The sequence below is a fragment of the Prevotella sp. P2-180 genome (genome assembly GCF_002251435.1).
GTDB lineage: Bacteria > Bacteroidota > Bacteroidia > Bacteroidales > Bacteroidaceae > Prevotella.
In genome coordinates, this window is record NZ_NPJI01000076.1 from 35,127 (window position 1) to 56,590 (window position 21,464).

A 21,464-nucleotide genomic window follows, 5' to 3' on the forward strand; every position below is an offset into this window, starting at 1 on the left:
ATTGCATTTATCAAAAAAACAATAACCTAAGAAATTATGGATCAACCTGACAAAAAACAATTTGCAAAGAAATCTTACGTAGACTTATTCCTTAGAAGTTGTCTCGGTAGATTTATTATCATAGGCATACTCACTGCCATCGTCTTGTTCGTGGCTAAGGCCACAGTACCTTCCAAGGCAAAAATGGAAGCGGAAATGAACGACGACATCATACAATGTATACAGGAATGTCAGGCAAAATTTGCTGACGGATCTGATGACTTGGTCAGAAATACCATGTCGGTATTCACTCATGCCGACTCTATTCCTGATGATGACACAATGGATACTTTCAGAAAACATAATCGCATAGTATACTACAAACATACGTTCTATCACACTGCATACCTCTTCAACAACGTGATACCTGACGGAAAGAGAGTCGGAGTCGGTGTGTTCGGTCTCGTCATTCCATCACTTGACTTCAGCGACTTCATAATGCGAATGGCTCCTCTTCGTAAGGACTACAACCAGCGAATCATCAAAAACGAATTCTCCGTGGATGGTGACCCTGAGCAAGATCCTGACTTCGGTAACACGTATGACACTTATAGATAAAAATATGATAAAACGACTATTAGACTTCCTCGATGCTTCACCTGTAAACTTCCTTGCAGTAGATAATATAGCAAAGATACTGAACAAGGCCGGATACAGGGAAATAGACCCTCGAAATCCTATTGGGAAAGTGACCGAAGGCGACAAAATATATGTGAAGAAAAACGACTCGTCCATATACGCATTCCACATCGGACAAGAAAGACTCGACAACGAGGGTTTCCATATCATATGCGCTCACTGCGACTCACCAACATTCCGAATTAAACCCAACGCTGAGATGACATGCGAAGGGGGTATAGTTAAACTAAACACTGAGGTATATGGCGGACCTATTCTTTCCACATGGTTTGACAGACCGCTCACCATTGCCGGAAGAGTCATACTTAAAGGCGACAACGCCATGAACCCAAAGACAAGGCTGCTGCATGTGAAACGACCTCTCATGCAAATCAGCAACCTCGCCATTCACTTCAACAGACAGGTGAACGACGGGGTGAAAATAAGCAAGCAAAAAGATGTGCTGCCTATACTCGGTATCGTAAACGACGAACTGGAACGGGGCAATATGCTGATGGATATCATTACAAAAGAACTGAACGTCAGCCGTGAAGAAGTGCTCGACTTCGACCTCTATCTTGCCGATACCACACCAGCATGCACCTTTGGCATGCACAACGAATTCATCTCATCAGGACGACTCGACGACCTCTCGATGTGCTATGCAGGACTTGAGGCTCTGCTTGCTTCTGAAACTACGCGAAGAACAAACATTCTTGCCATCTTTGACAATGAAGAGACTGGCTCGCAAACAAAACAGGGAGCAGGCAGCAACTTCCTCGCATCGATGATAAGAAGAATATGTATTGCACAGGGCGGCGGCGAAGAGGCTTTCTGCCAGGCTGTGGAAAGGGCGTTCATGGTTTCGGCTGACAATGCACACGCATGGCATCCTAACTATAGCGAGAAATACGACCCGACAAACCATCCGATGCTCGGCGGAGGTCCGGTTGTAAAATTCAATGCATCACAGAAATATGCAAGCGACGCTGTGTCAGCGGCAATATTCAGCGAGATTTGCCGAGAGGCTGGTGTACCTTGCCAACGTTTCGTAAACCATAGCGACGTGGCTGGTGGAAGCACACTTGGCAATATCCTTACCTCGTCGATTGCATTAAGGGGTGTAGACATGGGCAACGCCATACTCGCCATGCACAGCTGTAGGGAGACGGGAAGCGTGGCTGACCATATCTACACCGTAAAAGCCTTTACAAGGTTTTATAAATAGTTGACAAGTAAATTCAACTTACTCAATTATCCTATATTGTCCGCTCAAGTGCATCAATGCAAAGAGGCGGACAAGACCGTCGTAGTAGGCATCGAAATAGCCATCGTCGTATGGCTCATGACGGGTATTCCACAGACGTTCGATGAACTCTCGACTTTTCACATGAGTGGCTGCCAACGACACGGCTGCGGATGTGGCTACGAAACCAACGGAATGACGCAATTTTTTGTAGCCTCCGGCTTCAAGGATGTCAGCTGGCTCAGTGCCGTCGATATTATATTGGTCGAGGAAGGTGTCGATGCCTTTTTCGTAAAGGAAGTTTTGTATTCTATTGGCATACTGCTGCTGCCACTCTCGGTCGGCACACGACCAGGAATAGTCCATGGCTATGTTCATGGGCACTCGCCATGAGTCATAACGGAAGGCATCACCAAGCACACCACCACGATGCATGAGTGTTCCATCATAGTTGTTGTAGTCGGGATTGAGTCCTGTCACAGGATGTATGCTTTTGTGAAGATACTGACGTGAAGCCTTGGCACAGTCGAGCCAGAACTGCTCACGTCCGTCATCAGCATATTTCGCCCATATCTCATAGAATACGGGAATATGATACGAGGGGTCGGTAAACTGTCCTCCCCATGGGTCAGGAGTAAAGGTGATGAGTTTGTGCTCAATATTGATAAGCGGAGAGGCCTCCGACATACCTGTTTTCTCCATAGAGCAGTTGAGAATGTTCTGTGCCTCGGCATGATAGTTGATACCAGTGTCGTTGCCCCAACGGTTTGAGGCAAAGATAAGGGAGGTGATGAAATAGAGCTCGCCATCGGATGCAGCGCCCTGTGCATTTGGCGTTCCGTCGGTCTTGCAGCTCCAACGGAAGTATCCCTTTCTCTGCCCTTTTTGATGCTGCATATACTTCTTCGCCCATCTCCACAGACGGTCGAACATTTCTTTCTTGTCCCATTGCACTGCAATCATCATTCCGTATGACATTCCCTCGGTGCGCACATCGTTGTTCTTGATGTCTGAGATGTATGCCATAGAGTCGCCCACTTCGAAATACACCTTGTTCTTGCCTGTGAAAAGTCCGTTGAAGGCCTCTTGCAACTTTGCGTCGATGGCTGTCTGCGAATATCCCATTTCGGCTAACAGATTGCGGTATTTCCCTGATTTCATAGCCCCTTGCGCCCATGGCATCATGCCGAATCCTATATAGTCGATTTCGGTTTTTGTTCCTTTCATAAGCGTTACATTAATATCTTTGATACCCTTCGGTGATTCCTTCACCTTTACTCTCACGTCGCGCCATTTGTCGGTCTTCGGGATATCTACCATAGCCACAACCTTGCCTCCTGCCTTTACGGCAATGCGTGCTGCCGAAGCCGACTTTGCCCTAACGACAATCTCGCCTACAGCGTCATTGCCGAAGTCAACACGATTATAATCCACCGATGCTCCCTTCTTGGGGAATATCGTCTTCCATCCCTCGAATGGTGCAGAAGGATTAACAAACGCGATATCAGCACCACCAGATATTCTACTATATCTGTCAATCTCTATACGATTGCGTGCCGAAGTCACTCCCACTCCTCGCAGTGTGGGCGTAACCTTGCGGATTGTTCCGTCTGCATTGAAGAAGAGCGAGTCGCAACGTGCAGAGCGCAGTTTGTCAAACTCAGGTGAATAGTCGTTATGATGATAGAAGAGATACCACTGTCCCTTATATTCCACGATGGAATGGTGATTGGTCCAGCATGCCACTGGCGATTCGTCCATAATAACTCCCTTGAACTCAAACGGTCCCATAGGTGAGTCGCCCATAGCGTATGCCAGAGTCTCTGTTGAGTCGCGCACCCACGGGAAGGTGTAGTAATACTTCCCCTGTCGCTCAAAGACAAAGGGTCCTTCCTTGAATCCCTCGGGCAAGTTCTTCACCTGTTCTGGTTTGGAGTCGAGTTCCATCATGTTGTCCTTGAGTCGTGCCATCCACATTCCCATACCAGCCCAATAGATATATGACTTACCGTCCTTGGGATCGATAAGCACGCAAGGGTCAATACCATTCAGCCCATCTATCGGTCGCCACATAGGTCGGAACGGTCCTTCGGGACTTTTGGCAATAGCCACTCCCACACCAAATCCTTTCTTCTCGCCACGAGGTGCCGCAGGGAAATAGAAATAATAATTGCCACCCTTCTCCACGCAGTCAGGAGCCCACATGGCGTATGAGTCTCTCTTCACCCATGGCACCTTGTTCTGTGTGACAATCACCCCATGGTCGGTCCAGTCGGTGAGATTCTCCGACGAGAAGACATGATAGTCCTCCATCGAAAACCATTTTTTCTCGGGTTCCACCGGACTGACGATGTCATGCGATGGATATACATACATCTTGCCGTTGAATACTCTTGCCGTTGGGTCGGCGGTATATTGGTCGCGTATGATAGGATTTTGCGCCAAGGCAACAGAGGTTGCCATGCCCATCATTGTCAATAGCAATATATTCTTTTTCATTTACGGAAATTCCATTTAGAGTTATCACTGTTGAAATCATATTCAGCCAATGTCGGCGTACTGTCTGCCACTGAGTAGATGCAATATTTGGTGTTGACTCCATCGATGCCTGGGATAGCCTTTGGCATGATGCGGAATGTGCCGTCGGTGAGCTGTTCTATGCGCCATAACTGCTCAGCCGCTCCTGAATATTCCGGCACAGTGGTCAGTTCCTTGTCGGCTGTTGCTGCCAAGGCACGATTGGTTCCCTCGATGGTTATCTTGAAATAAGGATTGCTAAGATATCCACCAGCCTCAGGCACTGGCGTGATTGTCCATCTCTGATGCGGTCGGAACATATTGTCGCCCGCTCTCACAGCTATGTCCCCCTCTGGCCATGTTCGCCTCACCTCGTCGAGAGTCTGCGATGGCAGCGGTTTGGTGGGTTCTGCGGGATCTATCTTCCACCACATGCGTCGTTCCTGTTCTATGCGCACGAAGTCCACTGCCAACTCCAAGGCATAACCACGGCGTTCCGACTCGATGCTCATTGTGCCACCCTCAAACTGTTCGCCAGCCACTGGCCAGTCGTTTTTCCACAACAGCGGACGGATGGCGAGCACACTTCTGCCGCTACGCTCGAAGTCGGCCTCATAATGAAACGAGGTCACCTCAACACCCTCGTCGATGATGGTGCGACCGAAATGTCCTGCGCCTACGGCTCTTCTCGATGCTGGCACAACCATCTTTCCGCCACCTTTTATCATGTCGCGTCCCACATTGTCAAGATATGGTCCGGTTACTTGACGCGAGCGTCCCGCCACAATGTTATATGTAGAGTTCACACCGTCGCAGCAAGTGCCGTGGGTGCCAAGCAGATAATACCATCCGTTGCGGTAGATAAGGTCGGTGGCCTCGCAGTCGATAGCCACATCCTTCTCCTTGTTGCCCTCCACCCGTCGTCCTGTCTTGGGATCGAGCTCTATCATACGGATGAATCCAAAGTATGTGCCATAGCTCATCCACAGGCGTCCAGTGGTCGGGTCGAGCAGGAGTCCGGGGTCGATGGCATCGCAATCTTCAAGGTCGGCAGAGCGCACCACCTCAACAGGTTCCGAATACTTAAAGTCGGGCGACTTCGGGTCGAGGGTTTTGTTCCACATTGTATATATTATACCGCAATGCCCTCCACCGAGACCACCGCCCGTACCTCCATACACCACGAGATACCTGTCGCCTATCTTCAATGCGTCGGGAGCAGCTCCGCCGCCAGGGCGCTCTGCCCCACCCTTCCATGTCCATCCGTCTTCGGTGATAAGTCCACCGCCGCCAGTGCCGAAGGTATAGTATTTTCCATCGCACTCCACGAGTGTCGATGGGTCGTGAATCCATGGTTGTCCTATCTGTGCCTCAGCTACCATTGTCGCCATCATTGTGACTGCCAATGCGATAATATTTTTTGCCTTCATCTTATTCTGATATTTTTCACTGGATTACCGTTTTCATCAATAAATCTCACGCAGAAATCACTCATTCCAGGACCATTGATTACTGCACCTCGCAGCACATTCATTCCCTTCTTTAAGGTAATCCTCTTCGACATACCGTCATCGGCCACCATACGTCGGTCGCCCGAGAGCATCAGTGTCTCCTCGCCGTTTAGCCACCACAACGAGGCGGAATTGGAACCAACAGAAAGTCGCACACCATCAATATCCTCGTCACACTCTATCACTGTCGTGGCAAGGAAGACGATGCCGTAATACTTTTTGTCAAGTCCTGTGGCAAAGCGGAACAGTTTGACATTATACAGTTTACTGTCCATCTTATGCCATTGCAGTTTCTGCTTACCCACTTTCACTTTCTGTCCGTCCTTAGGTAGCAGAGAGAATTGCCCTTTAAAATATTCCATACCAAGATGTTGCTTGATATAAGAATCGGTAAACACCGTATTTCCCCTATTGGGCTTGTCGATAGGCTCAAGCAATGTCCATCTGCGTATAAAGCCCTCATTGTCGGGACAAACTGCTTCGGATGTGGCTGGAATGAAATAATTGTCAATGGAAGGCCCCTTGTCGGCGACCTTCCAGTTTTCTCGTTGTGCATGCATTGCCACTGACATCATCAGTGCAATAGCCATCATACAATATTTCTTCATCTATCTTCAAATTTCAACGTTCAACTTTTTCAAGTCCTCCGGACGTGAACTGCTACCTACGAACACCTCGTATTTTCCAGGCACTACGCGCATAGTGTTTGTAGCAGGGTCGAAGAGAGTGAACGCTTCCTCGTCGAGCTTGATTTCCACGTTCTTGGTCTCTCCTGGCTTCAATGTTACACGCTCAAAGGCCTTGAGGGTCTTCAGCGGACCGTCAGCATCGTCGCAGCGACGCACATACACCTGAACGACCTCGGTGCCCTCACGCTTGCCCGTATTCATTAATGAAGAATGAAGAGTGAAGAGTGAAGAATCGCCTACGGGTTGCTTCTCTATCTTTATATTATCATTTTTAAATGTTGTATAGCTCAATCCATATCCGAAGGCATAGAGCGGATCAGAGAAGTAGCGATATGTGCGACCCTTCATCGAATAGTCCTCAAAGTCGGGCAACTGACTACTACTCTTGTAGAATGTCACTGGCAACTTACCGTGGGGATTATAGTCACCGAAGAGAACGTCAGCCACTGCCGTACCGCCCTCCATACCGGGATACCACACCTGCACAATGGCTGCACAACGCTCTGCCTCGGGAGCAAGGGCAATGGCAGAACCGGAGCAGTTGACAAATACAATCTTCTTTCCAGCCTCGGCAAGATGGCGTATGAACTCGCGCTGCACTTTCGGCAGTTCGATATGAGTGCGGTCGCCACCCTTGAATCCGTCAATCTTCACTGGCATCTCCTCGCCCTCGAGCTGAGATGAAATACCGCCTACGAATACAACGGTCTCAATACCCTTCAGTTTCTCGATTGTCTCATTATAGTCGATGGGCAATTCCTCGCCGATGTTCAGTTTCATGTTTGCTCCCCAAGTCTTCACTGTATGGTAAGCCAGTTCCACGTCGTATGTCTTTCCCTTCTCCACGTCGAGTTCGAAGCGCATCGGTTGGTCGCGCCATGTACTGTCGGCTGCGAGGGTCTTGCCGTTCACCTTGAGCGAGAAGGCACCGGTGTATTGCATACGTATCACAGCCTTGCACGACTTTTCGGGCACGAATGTAGTCTCATACATAGCAGAAAAGTCCTCCATCCTCACCCCGTTGGCAAAGGTATGCTGACCGCTTGTAGTCACAGCGATTGGGTTGACGTAATATTCCGTAGTCACCGGTTTGCCCGAGCGTGTGGTATTATTCCAGAACGTACCTCTGATACCCTTCTTGCCGTCGGCCTTGCATTGCGTCAGGAAGCTGTTTACGACACACTCCTCAGTAAGGTCGCATCCCTTAAGGTATGTTACATTCTTCTTACCTACCTTGGCGCGTATTCCGTCAAGAATAGTCACTGTTGAATTTGGAGTTCCATTATAATTTCCCCACATCATCGGGATATTGTCGGCATTAGGACCAATAACAGCAATCTTCTGTTTCTTTGAAAGAGGCAACAATTCTTCATTTTTCATTCTACATTCTTCATTTTTGAGAAGCACAATGCTCTGCCTTGCCATATCCAGAGAGAGTTGGCGATGTTCCTTGCAACTGAGTATGGAAGGAGAAATCTTCGACCACTCGCAATCCTCATGAGCGTCCATCTCACCCAGTTCAAATCGGGCTTCGAGCAGACGCACCACATGCTTGTCAATCTCCTTCTCGGTGATAAGTCCCTTTGCCACCGCCTCGGGCAGTTTGGCGTATGCATATCCGAATCCACATTCCACATCGGTGCCGGCAATGACGCCCTTGGCAGCTGCATGCTGAGGTGTGGATGACGACTTATGGGTAGTGAAGAAGTCGGCGATGGCACCACAATCGCTCACCACCATATACTTGAATCCCCACTCGTCGCGCAGTATCTGCTGAAGAAGCTTGGTGCTACCGCAACAAGGCTCGTCGTCCCAACGCTGGTAGGCACACATCACCTCCCTCACCTTTGCCTTCTGCACCAAGTCCTTGAATGCTGGCATATATGTCTCCCACAGGTCGCGTGGCGTCACATTATTTATATTTGCCACGTGTCGGCTCCATTCCGGACCGCTATGAATGGCGTAGTGCTTGGCACAAGCGAGCAGTTTGCGGTGTTTGGCAGTCTCCGGTCCTTGGAGTCCACGCACCACAGCCTGTCCCATCATCGAAGTCAGATAAGGGTCCTCGCCGTATGTCTCCTGTCCACGTCCCCAGCGAGGGTCGCGGAATATGTTTACATTGGGAGTCCACACCGAAAGGCAGTGGAATCTTGTAGTGGGAATGCCGTTCTGATATTGCTCGTTCCACTTGGCGCGGGTCTCGTCGCTCGCCACCGAGAACACCTTCTCAACAAGAGGCACATTAAACGATGCCGCCATGCCGATTGGTTCGGGGAAGACTGTGACATTACCCTGGTTGGCAAGTCCGTGCAAAGCCTCGCTCCACCAGCTGAACGGCTTTATTCCCAAGCGTGGGATGGCAGGCGACTCGTCGCACATAAGGTCGGCCTTCTCCTTCAATGTCAGTCTTGAAGTGAGGTCAACGGCTCTCTCGTGGGCGGAGAGGTTCGTGTTTTTATACGGCAATACTTGTGCTGATGCTTTTCCGCCAAACATGATAACGGCAAGAAGCAACAATGTTTTCGATTTCTTGTTAATTTTGATTTTGGTTTTTGAAAATGACATAGATTTACTGATATTGATTACTAAATAAAAAAAATTTTTGCAAAGGTAACTACTTTTTGCTGAAGGACAACAACTGATTTGTATCATATTTAATCAAATATGTAACATTTCCAAAAAAATCGTTATCTATTATAGTCAGCATTCACTGCTGACTGGGCGGGACTCGCAATTTCAACATAGAAGTTTTTTGTTAAATATTGTTGTTTTTGGGAGTTTGATGTCCAAATTGCTTGTTGATTCCTTCGATTATATGTATATTTGCAACCACAGAAGTAAGATTGAAATATGAATGAGAATATCGAGAATCACCCTTTTGCCCCTTTTGTACCAGAAGGAGCAAAAGTACTTATGTTAGGCACATTTCCACCGGCGGAACATCGCTGGTGTATGCCTTTCTATTACCCCAATTTCCAGAATGACATGTGGCGTATTATGGGCATTATCTTCTTCAACGACAAGGAGCATTTTATCGTCAAGGGAGAGAAACGGTTCGACCAGCATAGGATAGAGGCGTTTCTTAGAGAAAAAGGCATTGCAATGTATGACACAGCCACAAGGATTGTGCGTACCAAGAACACTGCCTCTGACAAAGACCTTAAGATAATCGAGGAAACCGACATTGAGGCAATACTCGATGGCATGCCCCAATGCAATGTCATTATCACTGCTGGCCAACTCGCCACCACCACACTCTGTCGCCGTTTCTACGTTAGGGAGCCAAAAGTGGGTGACTGTGCGGTAGTGGAGTATAAGGAACGGAAAATCCGCATCTACCGAATGCCAAGTAGTTCACGTGCCTACCCCATGAAGCCAGAGCGCAAGGCTGAACAATATATGAAGGCACTTTCAGCACTTAAATAGTTTTTTGCTTAGTAATGGCTTCTTTATTGATATAACATAATCGTTGCAAATATACAAAATATATGAAAATACTGCCGCTCATAATCATGATGTTGATATCTGCCGCCATTCCAATCAAGGGAATGGTGGACTATCGCCAGTTTATGTACGACCATGTAGGTTTGGAACAGGGACTGGCAAGCCAGAGAGTGTATTCAATGGTAGAGGACAGGCATGGAGGCATGTGGATAGGAATGAAAAACGGAGTGGCCAGATACAACGGACGCACACTCGTAAACTATTCGCTATGGGAACCTGACAAATGGTATAACAACGGAGGAATGATTGTCCGTCTCACCAAAGACCACAACGGCGATATCGTGGCGTACGACAACAAAGGGGCTATATATAAATATGTGGAGAATATTGACCGATATGTTCCCATAGCTAAAGATTTCACTAATACATTCAACGAGATAAACAACAAGCCCGGCGGCTTGATTCTCAAGGACATAGACATCGATTCAGAAGGCACTATCTGGGCTTCAACCAGTCGTGGCATATTCAAGATAGCCAAAGGCAGCACTAGACGATATTTCAACCATCTATATGTAAACAACACGATTGTCAACAATCGACATCTTGTTATTTGCACTACTACAGGAACATTCCTTTTCGACTTAAAGACAAACACCATAATCAAGACACTGCTCAACGAAAACACCGAAACAGCTTATTGTGACAATAAAAAACAATGGCTATGGTTAGGCACATTCTCAAACGGAGCAGTGATAGTGGACATGAATACATGGAAAACAGTGCATACCGACATGGAGCGACAACTGCCACACACACCAGTGAGAACTATAGAAAGACTAAACGACGAAGTGATGATGCTCGGCATCGATGGCAATGGAGTGTATACCGCATCTACCAACGGCACCGACATCAGACTGCTTTGGAGTGACGACGACAAGACCAACAACGTAATACACGGCAATGGTGTGTATCAAGTGTTGCGTGACTCTCATGATAATATTTGGATCGGGACATACACCGGAGGAATAGACATCGCATATCCCGTAGGAACCGTGGTGCAAAGCCTGCAACACAGAAAAGACAACAGCCAGTCGCTAATAAACAATGGAGTAAACTCCGTGATGGCAAACAACGGACTAATCTATTTCGGCACCGACAGGGGCGTAAGCATTTTCGACACAAAAAAATCACAATGGAGACACACGCTTGACGGGAAAGTGGTGCTGACATTGGCCAACACACACCTAGGTATACTGGCAGGAACATACGGCAGCGGCGTTTATGTCATAAACGGAGGAGATAGCAGACCGCTATGGACTGTTGCGGCAGGAACACTCACCACTGACTATGTGTACAGCATAAAGCAAGACAAATATCGAAACATCTGGATAGGAGGACTTGACGGAAACCTTATTCAGATGACTCCCAACAAGGAATGCAAGCAATTTGACATAAAGACAGTGCAGTGTATCATAAACATTGCCGACGGGAGCGTGGTGGTAGGCACAGCCAACGGATTTTTCGTTATTAACCCGAATACCGGAACCACTGTGCATCATTTCCATACAGAAGAACTAAAGGGCAAGGGCATAAATAGTTACATCACATCAATGCTCGCAGCCAACGACCATAAGCTTTGGATCGGCACAGATGGAGGAGGAATTTACACCTACAACCTTAAAAGCAAAAAGATAAAAAACATTAACATGGAAGATGGACTGCCATCAAACTGTGTATATTCGCTTGCACAAGGGGCTAAAGGCAACATCTTCGTGGGAACCGATGCTGGACTCTCGTTCATAAAGCCAAACACAGAGAAAGTGGTGAACTTCAATTTCATAAATGGTATTGACCGAGAATACAACCGAATGGCAATGGAGATACTCGACGACGGAAGAGTGGTGTGCGGAAGCAATAGCGGTGCAGTGATTGTCAACTCGTGGCTTATCGATATGATTGACTATAAGGGCAAACTAAGACTTTTAGGCTTAAATATCCAAAGCGAAGAACTGGATGACGATTCGAAACAAAAACTCTTTACACAACTTACAAATGGTAAAATATCTCTTAGCAACTCACAGAACACGTTTCGAATAGACTACGAATGTATATGCTACAGATTCAGAAAAGATATCTTGTTTCAGTATTGCCTACACGGATTCAATGAGAAGTGGAGCGCTCTGGCCGAAACATCATCTGTGGAATTCACCAACCTGCCTGCCGGAAACTACAAACTTGAGGTAAGGGCAGTGAGCAGTAGCAACGGTAGAGTGATAGACTCCCGTGCTGTAGATATTTCTGTGGCCGAACCTTGGTGGAACTCACTGTGGGCATGGACTTTGTATATCATGATATTGACAACTATCGCGGTTCTGCTGCTTCGCAACTATCATGGCAGACTCGAACGAAGGTATTTCTACGAGAAGATAAACTTCTTTGTGAATGCCGCCCACGACATACGCACACCGCTAAGTCTTGTACTGGCACCTCTTTCCGACATTGCCTCCGACAAGACGCTTAGCGAGAAAAGCCGTCGCTGCATCGAGATAGCTCAGAGCAACGGCAACAAGCTACACGGGCTTATTACAGAACTTCTCGACTTCCAAAAGGCTGACACAATGGGCGAAGGACTTGTAAAAACGGAGATAATGGTGAATACAATGCTAACAACACAGGTAGAGAAGTTTCAGCATCTTGCCAACGAGAAAAAAATCTCAATGGAAATAACCGACTGTGACTTGAATGCTAAAGTGCTGATGGACGTGAATCTGTCTGGCAAACTCTTCGACAATCTCCTTTCCAATGCCATAAAATATACACCAGAAGGAGGGCATGTGTGGCTAAAGGCATGGACTGAAACACGCAAGGTATACATAGAAGTGAAAGACGACGGCATAGGTATACCTAAGGCTGCGCAGAAGAATATTTTTAAGAATTTTTACCGTGCAGAAAATGCCATCAACAGCAGTGAGACAGGTAGTGGCATTGGACTGATGCTCGCCCGCAGGATAGTAACTCTACACGACGGTAAACTCACATTCAAGAGTGAGGAAGGCAAAGGCACATCCTTCATCATCACCCTTCCCTCTACAAACACATCACACTCCTCACTCACCACTCCTCGCTCCTCACTCACCACCCCACTCTCCTCTCTCATCTCTACTCTCTCCCCACACCAAACTGCACTCCCCTCCAAAGCCACGCCTTGCTCCACCCAAGACACCATCCTCTTCGTAGACGACAATAACGACCTGAGAGACTATATTCAGATAGCGTTTTCAGACATATACACAGTGGTGACTTTAGATAGCGGAGAGGCTGCGATGGAGTGGCTGAAAAACAACGAGTGCGACATTGTGGTGTCGGACGTGATGATGCCAGGTATGAACGGCGACGAACTCTGCCGACGAATAAAGGACAATCCCGACACATCATGGATGCCTGTTATACTTCTCACCGCCAAGGCCGGCAAGGAGTTCATGATAGAAGGTCTAAACATTGGCGCCGACGACTATGTGACAAAGCCTTTCGACACAGATATACTGAAAAGCAAGATTGCCACAACGCTTGCCAACCGACGTAGAGCAAGCGAATACTACAGAAGAAGGATTGTGTCGATAGCACAAGTTTGTCATACGACAGAACATGACACAACAGAAAATGCAGCCGATTCCGCTTTTATCGACAAGGCCACCTCGATAGTCATTTCTAACCTCTCCGACGAAAATTTCGGCATTGAAGAGCTTTGTCGCGAGATGGCTATGAGCCGAACCCTTTTCTACGGAAAGCTGAAGACACTCACTGCCCAGACACCGCAGGATTTCGTGCGTACCATACGATTAGAACGTGCAGCAGCCTTGCTTCGCGATGGCAAGGGTGTGCAGGAAGTATCTGTACTTGTGGGATTTACGAATACAAAGCACTTCAGCACCGTGTTTAAAAAACATTTCGGCGTTTCTCCAAGTAAAATAAAGGAAAATGCGAGTTTGATAGAATAGAAACCCTGAAATGATAGTATACGAACCCTGATTATAAGTTTTCGCTGTACCTTTGCAGCCGAAAACTTATAATTAACAATATGAAAGTATTACTTATTTCAGCACTGGCCATAATGTTTGCCAGTGCACCAACTTATGCGCAAGAAAAAGCCCAAGAATGGAATCGCAACCTAATAGGTTGGAACCTGGGCAATCAGTTTGAATGTTCGGCTCCAGGACAAGATGGAGAGTCGATGGCTATCGGCAACCCCGACAATGCCGACAACGCCGAAACAGCATGGGGAAACCCTGTGGTAACAAAGAAAACCATAAAAGCTGTAAAGGATGCTGGATTCAATGCCATACGCATACCAGTAAGATGGCAGTGTCACATCACTAACCCAAGGGCGATGTCTGTCAGCAAGACATGGATAGCACGCATAAAGGAGGTCGTGGGCTGGTGTCTTGCCAACGACCTAAAGGTTATCATTAACGTGCATCACGAGAAATGGCTCGAGAGTACTCCTTATTATAAAAATAAAGAAGAAAACTGCCAAAAGCTCGCACTACTGTGGATGAACATCGCAACGGAATTTGCCAACTATGACTACCGCGTGGCGTTTGCTGGTACAAACGAAGTGCATGAGCCAGGTAAATGGGGAGCTCCTGATGCCGAGAACCTCGCAGTGCAGAACGCTTACAATCAGGTGTTTGTTGACGTAGTGCGTGCCACGGGCGGCAACAACCTAAAACGCAATCTCTTGGTACAGACCTATGTGTGCAACCCCGACTTCGGAATCAACAATGGCGACTTTATCGTTCCCACTGACATCGAGGGCAACGGCAACGACTATATGACCGTTGAATTCCACTACTACAATCCCTACGACTATTGTGGAGAATGTAAGTATTTTTGGTGGGGTGAGGCTTACAGGCAGTATGGCGAAATTTCTCCTACGACAGAGAAGAACATGACCGACTTCTTCGACAAAGTAGTAAACGTATGGGGAAAACAAGGTCTTGGTATCTGTATAGGAGAATGGGGTGTTACCGACCATTATAAAGGAGATGCCGACAAACAACACGAAAACATGAGCTACTACTGCAAGACCTTCGTTACCGAGGCCCGCAAGCGAGGTTTTTCCACATTCATTTGGGACAACAACAAGTTTGGCAGTGGACCGGAGATGTTTGGCATCTTCGACCGCGAGCGTGGCATGAAGGTAAAGTCTCCATGGATTCTGAAAGGATTATTTAATAATTAAACATAAAACTATATGAGAAAAAATCAAGTACTTCTATGCCTGCTCGGAGCAGGCATGGCATGGACACCTTCCTTGGCCTTTGCAAAAGCAGATGCTAACATGAGGACAAGTATTGTTGCCGCACCTGACAACCAGGTAATTAAGGGCACAGTGGCTGACGCCGATGGTCCTCTGATTGGAGCCACAGTAAAAGTGGCCGGAACAAACAACGGAACAGTAACAGACTTTAACGGAAATTTCTCTATCCAATGTAAGCCTGGCACTACTCTTGAAATCTCTTATGTCGGTTATAAGACCATCACAGCAAAGGCTAAAGATGGCATGACAGTGACGATGGAGGCTGACGGAAAGGTGCTTAACGAAGTGGTTGTAACTGCTCTTGGAGTGAAGCGCGACCGCAAAGCTCTCGGCTATGGCCTCTCTGAGGTGAAAGGTGAGGAACTCACAAAGGCAAAGGAAACCAATGTCATCAATTCTCTATCGGGAAAAGTGGCTGGTCTCGTGGTACAGAACACTGCCGGTGGCGCATCGGGTTCAACACGCGTGTTGCTCCGCGGTAACACTGAGATGACTGGCAACAACCAACCGCTCTATGTAGTTGATGGTGTGCCATTGGACAATACTAACTTCGGATCTGCAGGAACTGAGGGTGGATATGACCTCGGCGACGGTATCTCTGCCATCAACCCCGACGACATCGAGACAATGACAGTGCTTAAGGGTCCTGCCGCATCGGCTCTCTACGGTAGCCGTGCCTCTCACGGTGTGATTCTTATCACAACCAAAAAGGCTGACAAGGACAAACTGTCAGTGGAATACAACGGCTCGTTCACCTTCGACACCCAGCTCGCCAAGTGGGACGACGTTCAGCAGGTGTACGGTATGGGTAATAATGGGAAATACTCACAGACTGCCACTACCGGTACAAACATGAGCTGGGGACCAAAGGCCGACGACTTCAATATGACATATTTCGACGGAGAGTCACGCCCGTTCTATATCTATCCCAACAATGCCAGCGATTTCTTCCGCACTGGTTTCACCACTCAGAACACTGCCATTATATCTGCCAACTCAGGCAAGACGGGCATGCGTTTCTCAGTGACCGACATGCGCAACCGTGACATCCTGCCCGAGACAAACATGAGCCGCGACAACTTCAACCTACGTGTCAACACATCGCTCGGAAAGATTGACTTCGACTTCACTGCCAACTACACACGCGAAAACGTGAAAAACCGTCCAGCACTTGGCGACTCGCAGAGTAACGTGGGAAAAAACCTCATGACTCTTGCCAACACCTACAATCAGGCATGGCTGAAGAACTATCAGACCGCCGACGGCGAATATGCCAACTGGAACGGTCTCGACCAGTATAACCGCAACCCATACTGGGACCTATATAAGAACAGCAACAAGTCTGACAAAGACGTTTTCCGCTTCACAGCTAAGGCGATCTACAACATCGACAGCCACTTGAAGATACAGGGAACCATCGGTACCGACATCAACAACATGAACTTCCAAGACTACATAGCCCGAACCACACCAGGAAAATCGGCAGGACAGTTACAGGAAAGCGTGTTCCAGAACCGCACACTCAACGCCGAAATCCTCGCCCTCTACAACAACCAGTTTGGCGACTTCGACGTTAACGCCACCCTCGGAGGCAATATATATAAGGTGGACAACAAAACCAACATCCTCACTGGACTGGGACAGCAGATGAAGGACGTGATAGCCATTATGAACTATCAAGAGCAGAGCGTGCAGCAAAGCACTTACAAGAAGCAGATAAACTCTATCTATGGTAGTGCAAGCATCGGCTACGACCACACCTATTATCTCGAAGGTACACTGCGTGGCGACAAGTCGTCAACACTTCCCGTAAACAACAACACCTACGTCTATCCTTCTGTATCGGCCAGCTGGGTGTTCTCAGAGTATCTGAAGAACAAGAACATCATCAACTATGGAAAATTCCGTGCATCATGGGCAAAGGTAGGTAGCGACACCGATCCCTACCAGCTCGCTCTCAACTACTCTACCGGAAAGTATTCCTACTCTGGCTTCACCATCGGTATGATAAATAACAACACCCAGCCCAACAAGGACCTCAAACCTACAATGACCACATCCTATGAGTTGGGTCTTGAGATGAAGTTCTTCCACAACCGACTGAGTCTCGATGTGACATACTATAACCAGACATCACGCGACCAGATTATCAACCTCGCCTCATCATCAACCTCGGGCTACCAGTATCGCCTGATCAATGCCGGTGAGATACAGAACAAGGGTATCGAGGTGGCACTCAACGGACGAGCCTTGCAGATTAAAGACTTCGCATGGGACTTCGGTGTCAACTTCTCAAAGAACAGCAATAAGGTAAAGTCGCTTACCGAAGGCATGGACTACTTCGAAATCGAAAGAGCCATATGGTGTAATGTATCGGTCGGTGCCGAGGTAGGTAAGAACTTCGGTTCAATCATTGGCCCTGACTTCAAGCGTAATGCCAACGGCGACATACTCATCAATCCCGAGACCGGTCTGCCACAGTATGACGAGACCACACGCACCCTTGGCAACGCCTCATGGGACTGGACAGGCGGCTTCTACCACACTCTTACTTACAAGAACTTCCGTCTCTCGGCAGCGTTTGACGTGAAGGTAGGCGCCGACATATTCTCAATGTCTATGCGCTCGGCTTTCCAAACAGGAAAAGCTCCTGAAACCCTTGAAGGCCGCGAGGCTTGGTACACCTCTGAAGAGAAACGCATGGCGGAAGGTATGACTATCGAACAGTGGCGCGCAGCCGGCAAGTGCGATGGATTCTACGCACCTGGTGTCATTGACAATGGCGATGGCACATACCGCAAAAACGACATTGCCATCGACCCGCAGACATATTGGGAAAGCGTATCACGCAACGCACCAAGCATGTTTATATACGACAACTCTTATGTGAAGTGCCGCGAGATAACATTCGGCTACACCTTCCCAGAAAAGATGCTTGGCAAATTTGTAAAGGGACTCAACGTATCGTTTGTGGCACGCAACCCGTTCATCATCTGGAAGAACATCCCGAACATCGACCCTGACTCTGGCTACAATACCTCTGGCATGGGACTTGAATATGGTTCGCTGCCATCTCGCCGCAGCTATGGTCTTAACGTGAACATGAAATTCTAACTCCCTAATAAAAAAAAAGAAAGATATGAAACTAACAAAGATATTTATTGCACTTGCAATTATGGGAGGCAGCCTCGCCTCATGCAGCGATAGCCACATGGAAGATGTGAACACCGACGACACCAAGTCACCTACCATCGACCCTAACGCACAGCTCACCACAGCACTGTTGCAGACCTATGGAGACTTTGGTCTGATGGACACCTTCCGCAGCTATATCACCGGATTCACCCAGTACTATGCCGGTGGATGGAACGTCAGCTTCTATGCAGGTTCTGTCAATCCAGACAACGACCAGCTCCGTCTCGTGTGGGACCAGTACTATGGCGTTGGAATCAAGAACCTCGTGGACGCCATCTATAACTCCGAGGAGAGCCCAAACACCAATGCCGCCCTGCGCATCACACGAGTATACATGATGTCGGTGCTCACCGACCTTTATGGCGACGTGCCTTGCACTGAGGCTGGACTTGGTTACATTAAGGGTATCTCAAATCCAAAGTACGATAAGCAGGAAGACATCTACAACTGGTTCTTCTCCGAATTGGATGCTTGTGTAGCACAGCTTGGCAGTGGCAACGACCGTATCTCTGGAGACGTGACTACTCTCTCCGGCGACGTGACCGGATGGAAAAAGTTTGCCAACTCTCTACGCATGCGCTTCGCAATGCGAATCTCTGACGTCAACCAATCTAAGGCTCAGGAAGAGTTTGAGAAGGCTGTCAACAGCGGATGCATAGCCAACAGCAGCGAGGATGCGCTCGTGAAATACATGAACTCACCTTTCACTCTCTATGACGGATCACGCGACCTCGACTTCCGCGCCAACGCACTGAGCGAAATACTCTACGGTCAGGACCCGACATCACCAACCTTCATATGCTCAACCTTATATAACATGCTGAAGGACAACAACGACCCTCGCCTACTAAAGATCTGCCGTCACTATATCAACACAACACGTAGCGAGGACAAACCAGAGGGAAGCTACGATGTGACCGACGAGGTGATTGCATGGGGCAATGCTGGAGGTACAGGTCCACAGGCCAACGACCCGGGAGCAGCATGGTGGGACCAGTGGCCTACCGTTCCCGCCAACTCAGAAATACCCACACTCAACCGCCTTGTAAACGACTATCCTGAAAAGGGTTACGACCAAAGCAACTATCCAGCCCGCATGGTTCGTCCGTTCCTTGCACTGGCTTTCGAGCAGCCTGACTGTCCCGGAGTTCTCATGACCTATGCCGAGACACAGTTCCTATTAGCCGAGGCAGCCTTGAAGGGTTGGAACGTGCCTGGTTCTGTCAATAGCCATTATGAGGCTGGAGTGCGTGCGGCCATGAAGTTCCTTAACGACAACTATAAGATAGAAGGCAAGATTAGCGACGAGGAAATCAATGACTATATCGCTGCCAATCCGCTTGGAAGCAATCCGAAGGAGCAGATTAACAAGGAGGCTTATATCCTACACCTCACCAATCCTTCTGAGGCATGGTCAAACCTTCGACGCTCTGACTATCCTACACTCCAGGACCGTGCAAAGTTCGGAAACTTCACCTATCCTTGCGTTGACGGTTTCAACACTCCTGTGCGTCTGAAATATCCAAACCTCGAGATGCAATACAATAGCGTGAACTACAAGGATGCCATTGAACGACTTGGAGGCAGTGACGACTGGCACAAGCGCATGTGGTGGGACGTGGCAGAACAAAACTTTCAATAAGTTGAAAGTTGAAGATTGAAAATTGAAGATAAAAAAAAGAAAAATTATGAAAAAGATATATTTTCTCGCGATGTTTATGCTGCTTATGACCAGCAGCCTCGCACTGACAAGCTGTAGCTCTGACGACGATCCGTTCATTACAGCAACAGAGGACGACGAACCGCGCATCCTCGACCCTTATTTCCCAGACTGGAGCGACGGACAGCCAGGAGTGTTCAAAAACTTTGCCCGCAACCTGAACCTCGAGGCTGAAGTCATAGTAACACCGGCCAACCATACCACAGTAAAATGGTATATCGACGATGAGGAGGTGGCAGAGGGACTTTCCATCAACCACTCTCTGCTCGCCGGAGAATACACTCTGAAAGTGGTTGCCACCACTACCAAGGGCAAAGAAACATATAGAATAGCACTTGTACAGGTTCGTCCGCTCGATGGCGACCCTAATCCTGGCAACGACATACGCGACCGCCAGGTAGTGCCAGGCTCTGTGGTAAAGCTCCACGGAACAAATTTGGACCAAGTGACCAAGATTTCTTTCGGCGACAAAGAAGCTTCTACAACCTTTGTGAACAAGGGAGACAAAAGCTATCTGGAATATACAGTGCCAGCCGACCTCGCTCTCGGCACCTATCGCATCACTCTCTACGACGCGGCAGGAAATGCCTATGGAGGCAATAAGATTGTTGTAAGCGATGAGGCTCCTGTCGTGCAGGAAGAAACACTTTGGGAGGGTTCGTTCAACGTGACATGGGGCACTCCTTTCGATCAGCTCAAAGACCAGTTCGCAAGTCTTGTAAAAGCAGGAAACATTGTTCGTGCATACGTCAATGGTAATGGACAGGGGGCCATGACCACTGCATGGTGGAACAATATCATCACCGGACAGGGCGATCCGAATCGTGGCGACATCATGATCAACGGTTCTGCAGTGCTCGAATATGAGCTCACCGACTACTCAATACAGTTGATGAATGAACAGAATGGTGCTCTCTTCGTAGGCGATGGATACACCATTACCAAGATAACAGTAGAGTGAGAATTATGATTGTTAGGTTAGTTTGTTAGTAATACTTTTCGTATTATTTATGAAGTAGGTTTTCAACCTTTGGCGCACTTCTATGTGAATAGCGGTGCGCCTTTTTGTTTGTATTAGTCAACAATATGCAACCATAGACCCGTTTTTTTTGCATTATTCAGAAAAAAAGACTGCTTACTATTGTATTATATTCAATTTTGTTGT

The 21,464-nt window shown here is 47.9% G+C and carries 12 protein-coding genes; 8 read left to right on the plus strand and 4 right to left on the minus strand.

Annotated elements, in window-relative coordinates:
• Window positions 1-36 precede the first annotated feature (36 nt).
• Both CIK98_RS10900 and CIK98_RS10905 read left to right on the plus strand, forming a co-directional pair.
• Window positions 37-597, plus strand: coding sequence for a hypothetical protein (locus tag CIK98_RS10900; protein WP_094384266.1), 561 nt, complete (start codon window positions 37-39; stop codon window positions 595-597).
• A 4-nt stretch (window positions 598-601) separates the two neighbouring features.
• Window positions 602-1,885 carry a M18 family aminopeptidase gene (locus CIK98_RS10905; protein ID WP_094384310.1) on the plus strand — a complete coding sequence of 428 codons (1,284 nt, stop codon included), beginning with the start codon at window positions 602-604 and terminating at the stop codon, window positions 1,883-1,885.
• Window positions 1,886-1,903: 18 nt separating this feature from the next.
• Here CIK98_RS10905 and CIK98_RS10910 read toward each other — a convergent pair whose 3' ends face one another.
• From CIK98_RS10910 to xyl3A, 4 genes are read right to left on the minus strand one after another with little or no spacing between them, the layout of a single operon-like run.
• Window positions 1,904-4,402: a glycosyl hydrolase family 8 gene (locus tag CIK98_RS10910; protein WP_094384267.1), complete on the minus strand. Its 2,499-nt coding sequence runs from the start codon at window positions 4,400-4,402 to the stop codon at window positions 1,904-1,906.
• Entirely contained in the window at window positions 4,399-5,850 is a 1,452-nt protein-coding gene (locus tag CIK98_RS10915) for a family 43 glycosylhydrolase (protein WP_094384268.1), read from the minus strand. The genes CIK98_RS10910 and CIK98_RS10915 overlap by 4 nt, the downstream gene beginning before the upstream one ends.
• On the minus strand, window positions 5,847-6,539 hold the full coding sequence (locus CIK98_RS10920; protein ID WP_094384269.1) for an acetylxylan esterase: 693 nt from the start codon (window positions 6,537-6,539) through the stop codon (window positions 5,847-5,849). The genes CIK98_RS10915 and CIK98_RS10920 overlap by 4 nt, the downstream gene beginning before the upstream one ends.
• A gap of 6 nt (window positions 6,540-6,545) precedes the next feature.
• Entirely contained in the window at window positions 6,546-9,185 is a 2,640-nt protein-coding gene (xyl3A, locus tag CIK98_RS10925; RefSeq protein ID WP_371683262.1) for a xylan 1,4-beta-xylosidase, read from the minus strand.
• Window positions 9,186-9,470: 285 nt separating this feature from the next.
• Here xyl3A and CIK98_RS10930 point away from each other — a divergent pair, with 285 nt between their 5' ends.
• The 6 genes from CIK98_RS10930 to CIK98_RS10955 all read left to right on the plus strand — a co-directional run bounded on the left by CIK98_RS10930 (window position 9,471) and on the right by CIK98_RS10955 (window position 21,260).
• Window positions 9,471-10,046, plus strand: coding sequence for a uracil-DNA glycosylase family protein (locus CIK98_RS10930; protein WP_094384270.1), 576 nt, complete (start codon window positions 9,471-9,473; stop codon window positions 10,044-10,046).
• 62 nt (window positions 10,047-10,108) lie between these two features.
• Entirely contained in the window at window positions 10,109-14,062 is a 3,954-nt protein-coding gene (locus CIK98_RS10935) for a hybrid sensor histidine kinase/response regulator transcription factor (RefSeq protein WP_094384271.1), read from the plus strand.
• A gap of 113 nt (window positions 14,063-14,175) precedes the next feature.
• Window positions 14,176-15,306: a glycoside hydrolase family 5 protein gene (locus tag CIK98_RS10940; protein WP_253249708.1), complete on the plus strand. Its 1,131-nt coding sequence runs from the start codon at window positions 14,176-14,178 to the stop codon at window positions 15,304-15,306.
• Window positions 15,307-15,405: 99 nt separating this feature from the next.
• Window positions 15,406-18,498, plus strand: coding sequence for a SusC/RagA family TonB-linked outer membrane protein (locus tag CIK98_RS10945; RefSeq protein WP_371683265.1), 3,093 nt, complete (start codon window positions 15,406-15,408; stop codon window positions 18,496-18,498).
• 25 nt (window positions 18,499-18,523) lie between these two features.
• On the plus strand, window positions 18,524-20,221 hold the full coding sequence (locus CIK98_RS10950; protein ID WP_094384274.1) for a SusD/RagB family nutrient-binding outer membrane lipoprotein: 1,698 nt from the start codon (window positions 18,524-18,526) through the stop codon (window positions 20,219-20,221).
• A 46-nt stretch (window positions 20,222-20,267) separates the two neighbouring features.
• Window positions 20,268-21,260 (plus strand): hypothetical protein, encoded by a 993-nt coding sequence (locus CIK98_RS10955; RefSeq protein WP_094384275.1) that lies wholly within the window; start codon window positions 20,268-20,270, stop codon window positions 21,258-21,260.
• Window positions 21,261-21,464: the final 204 nt, after the last annotated feature.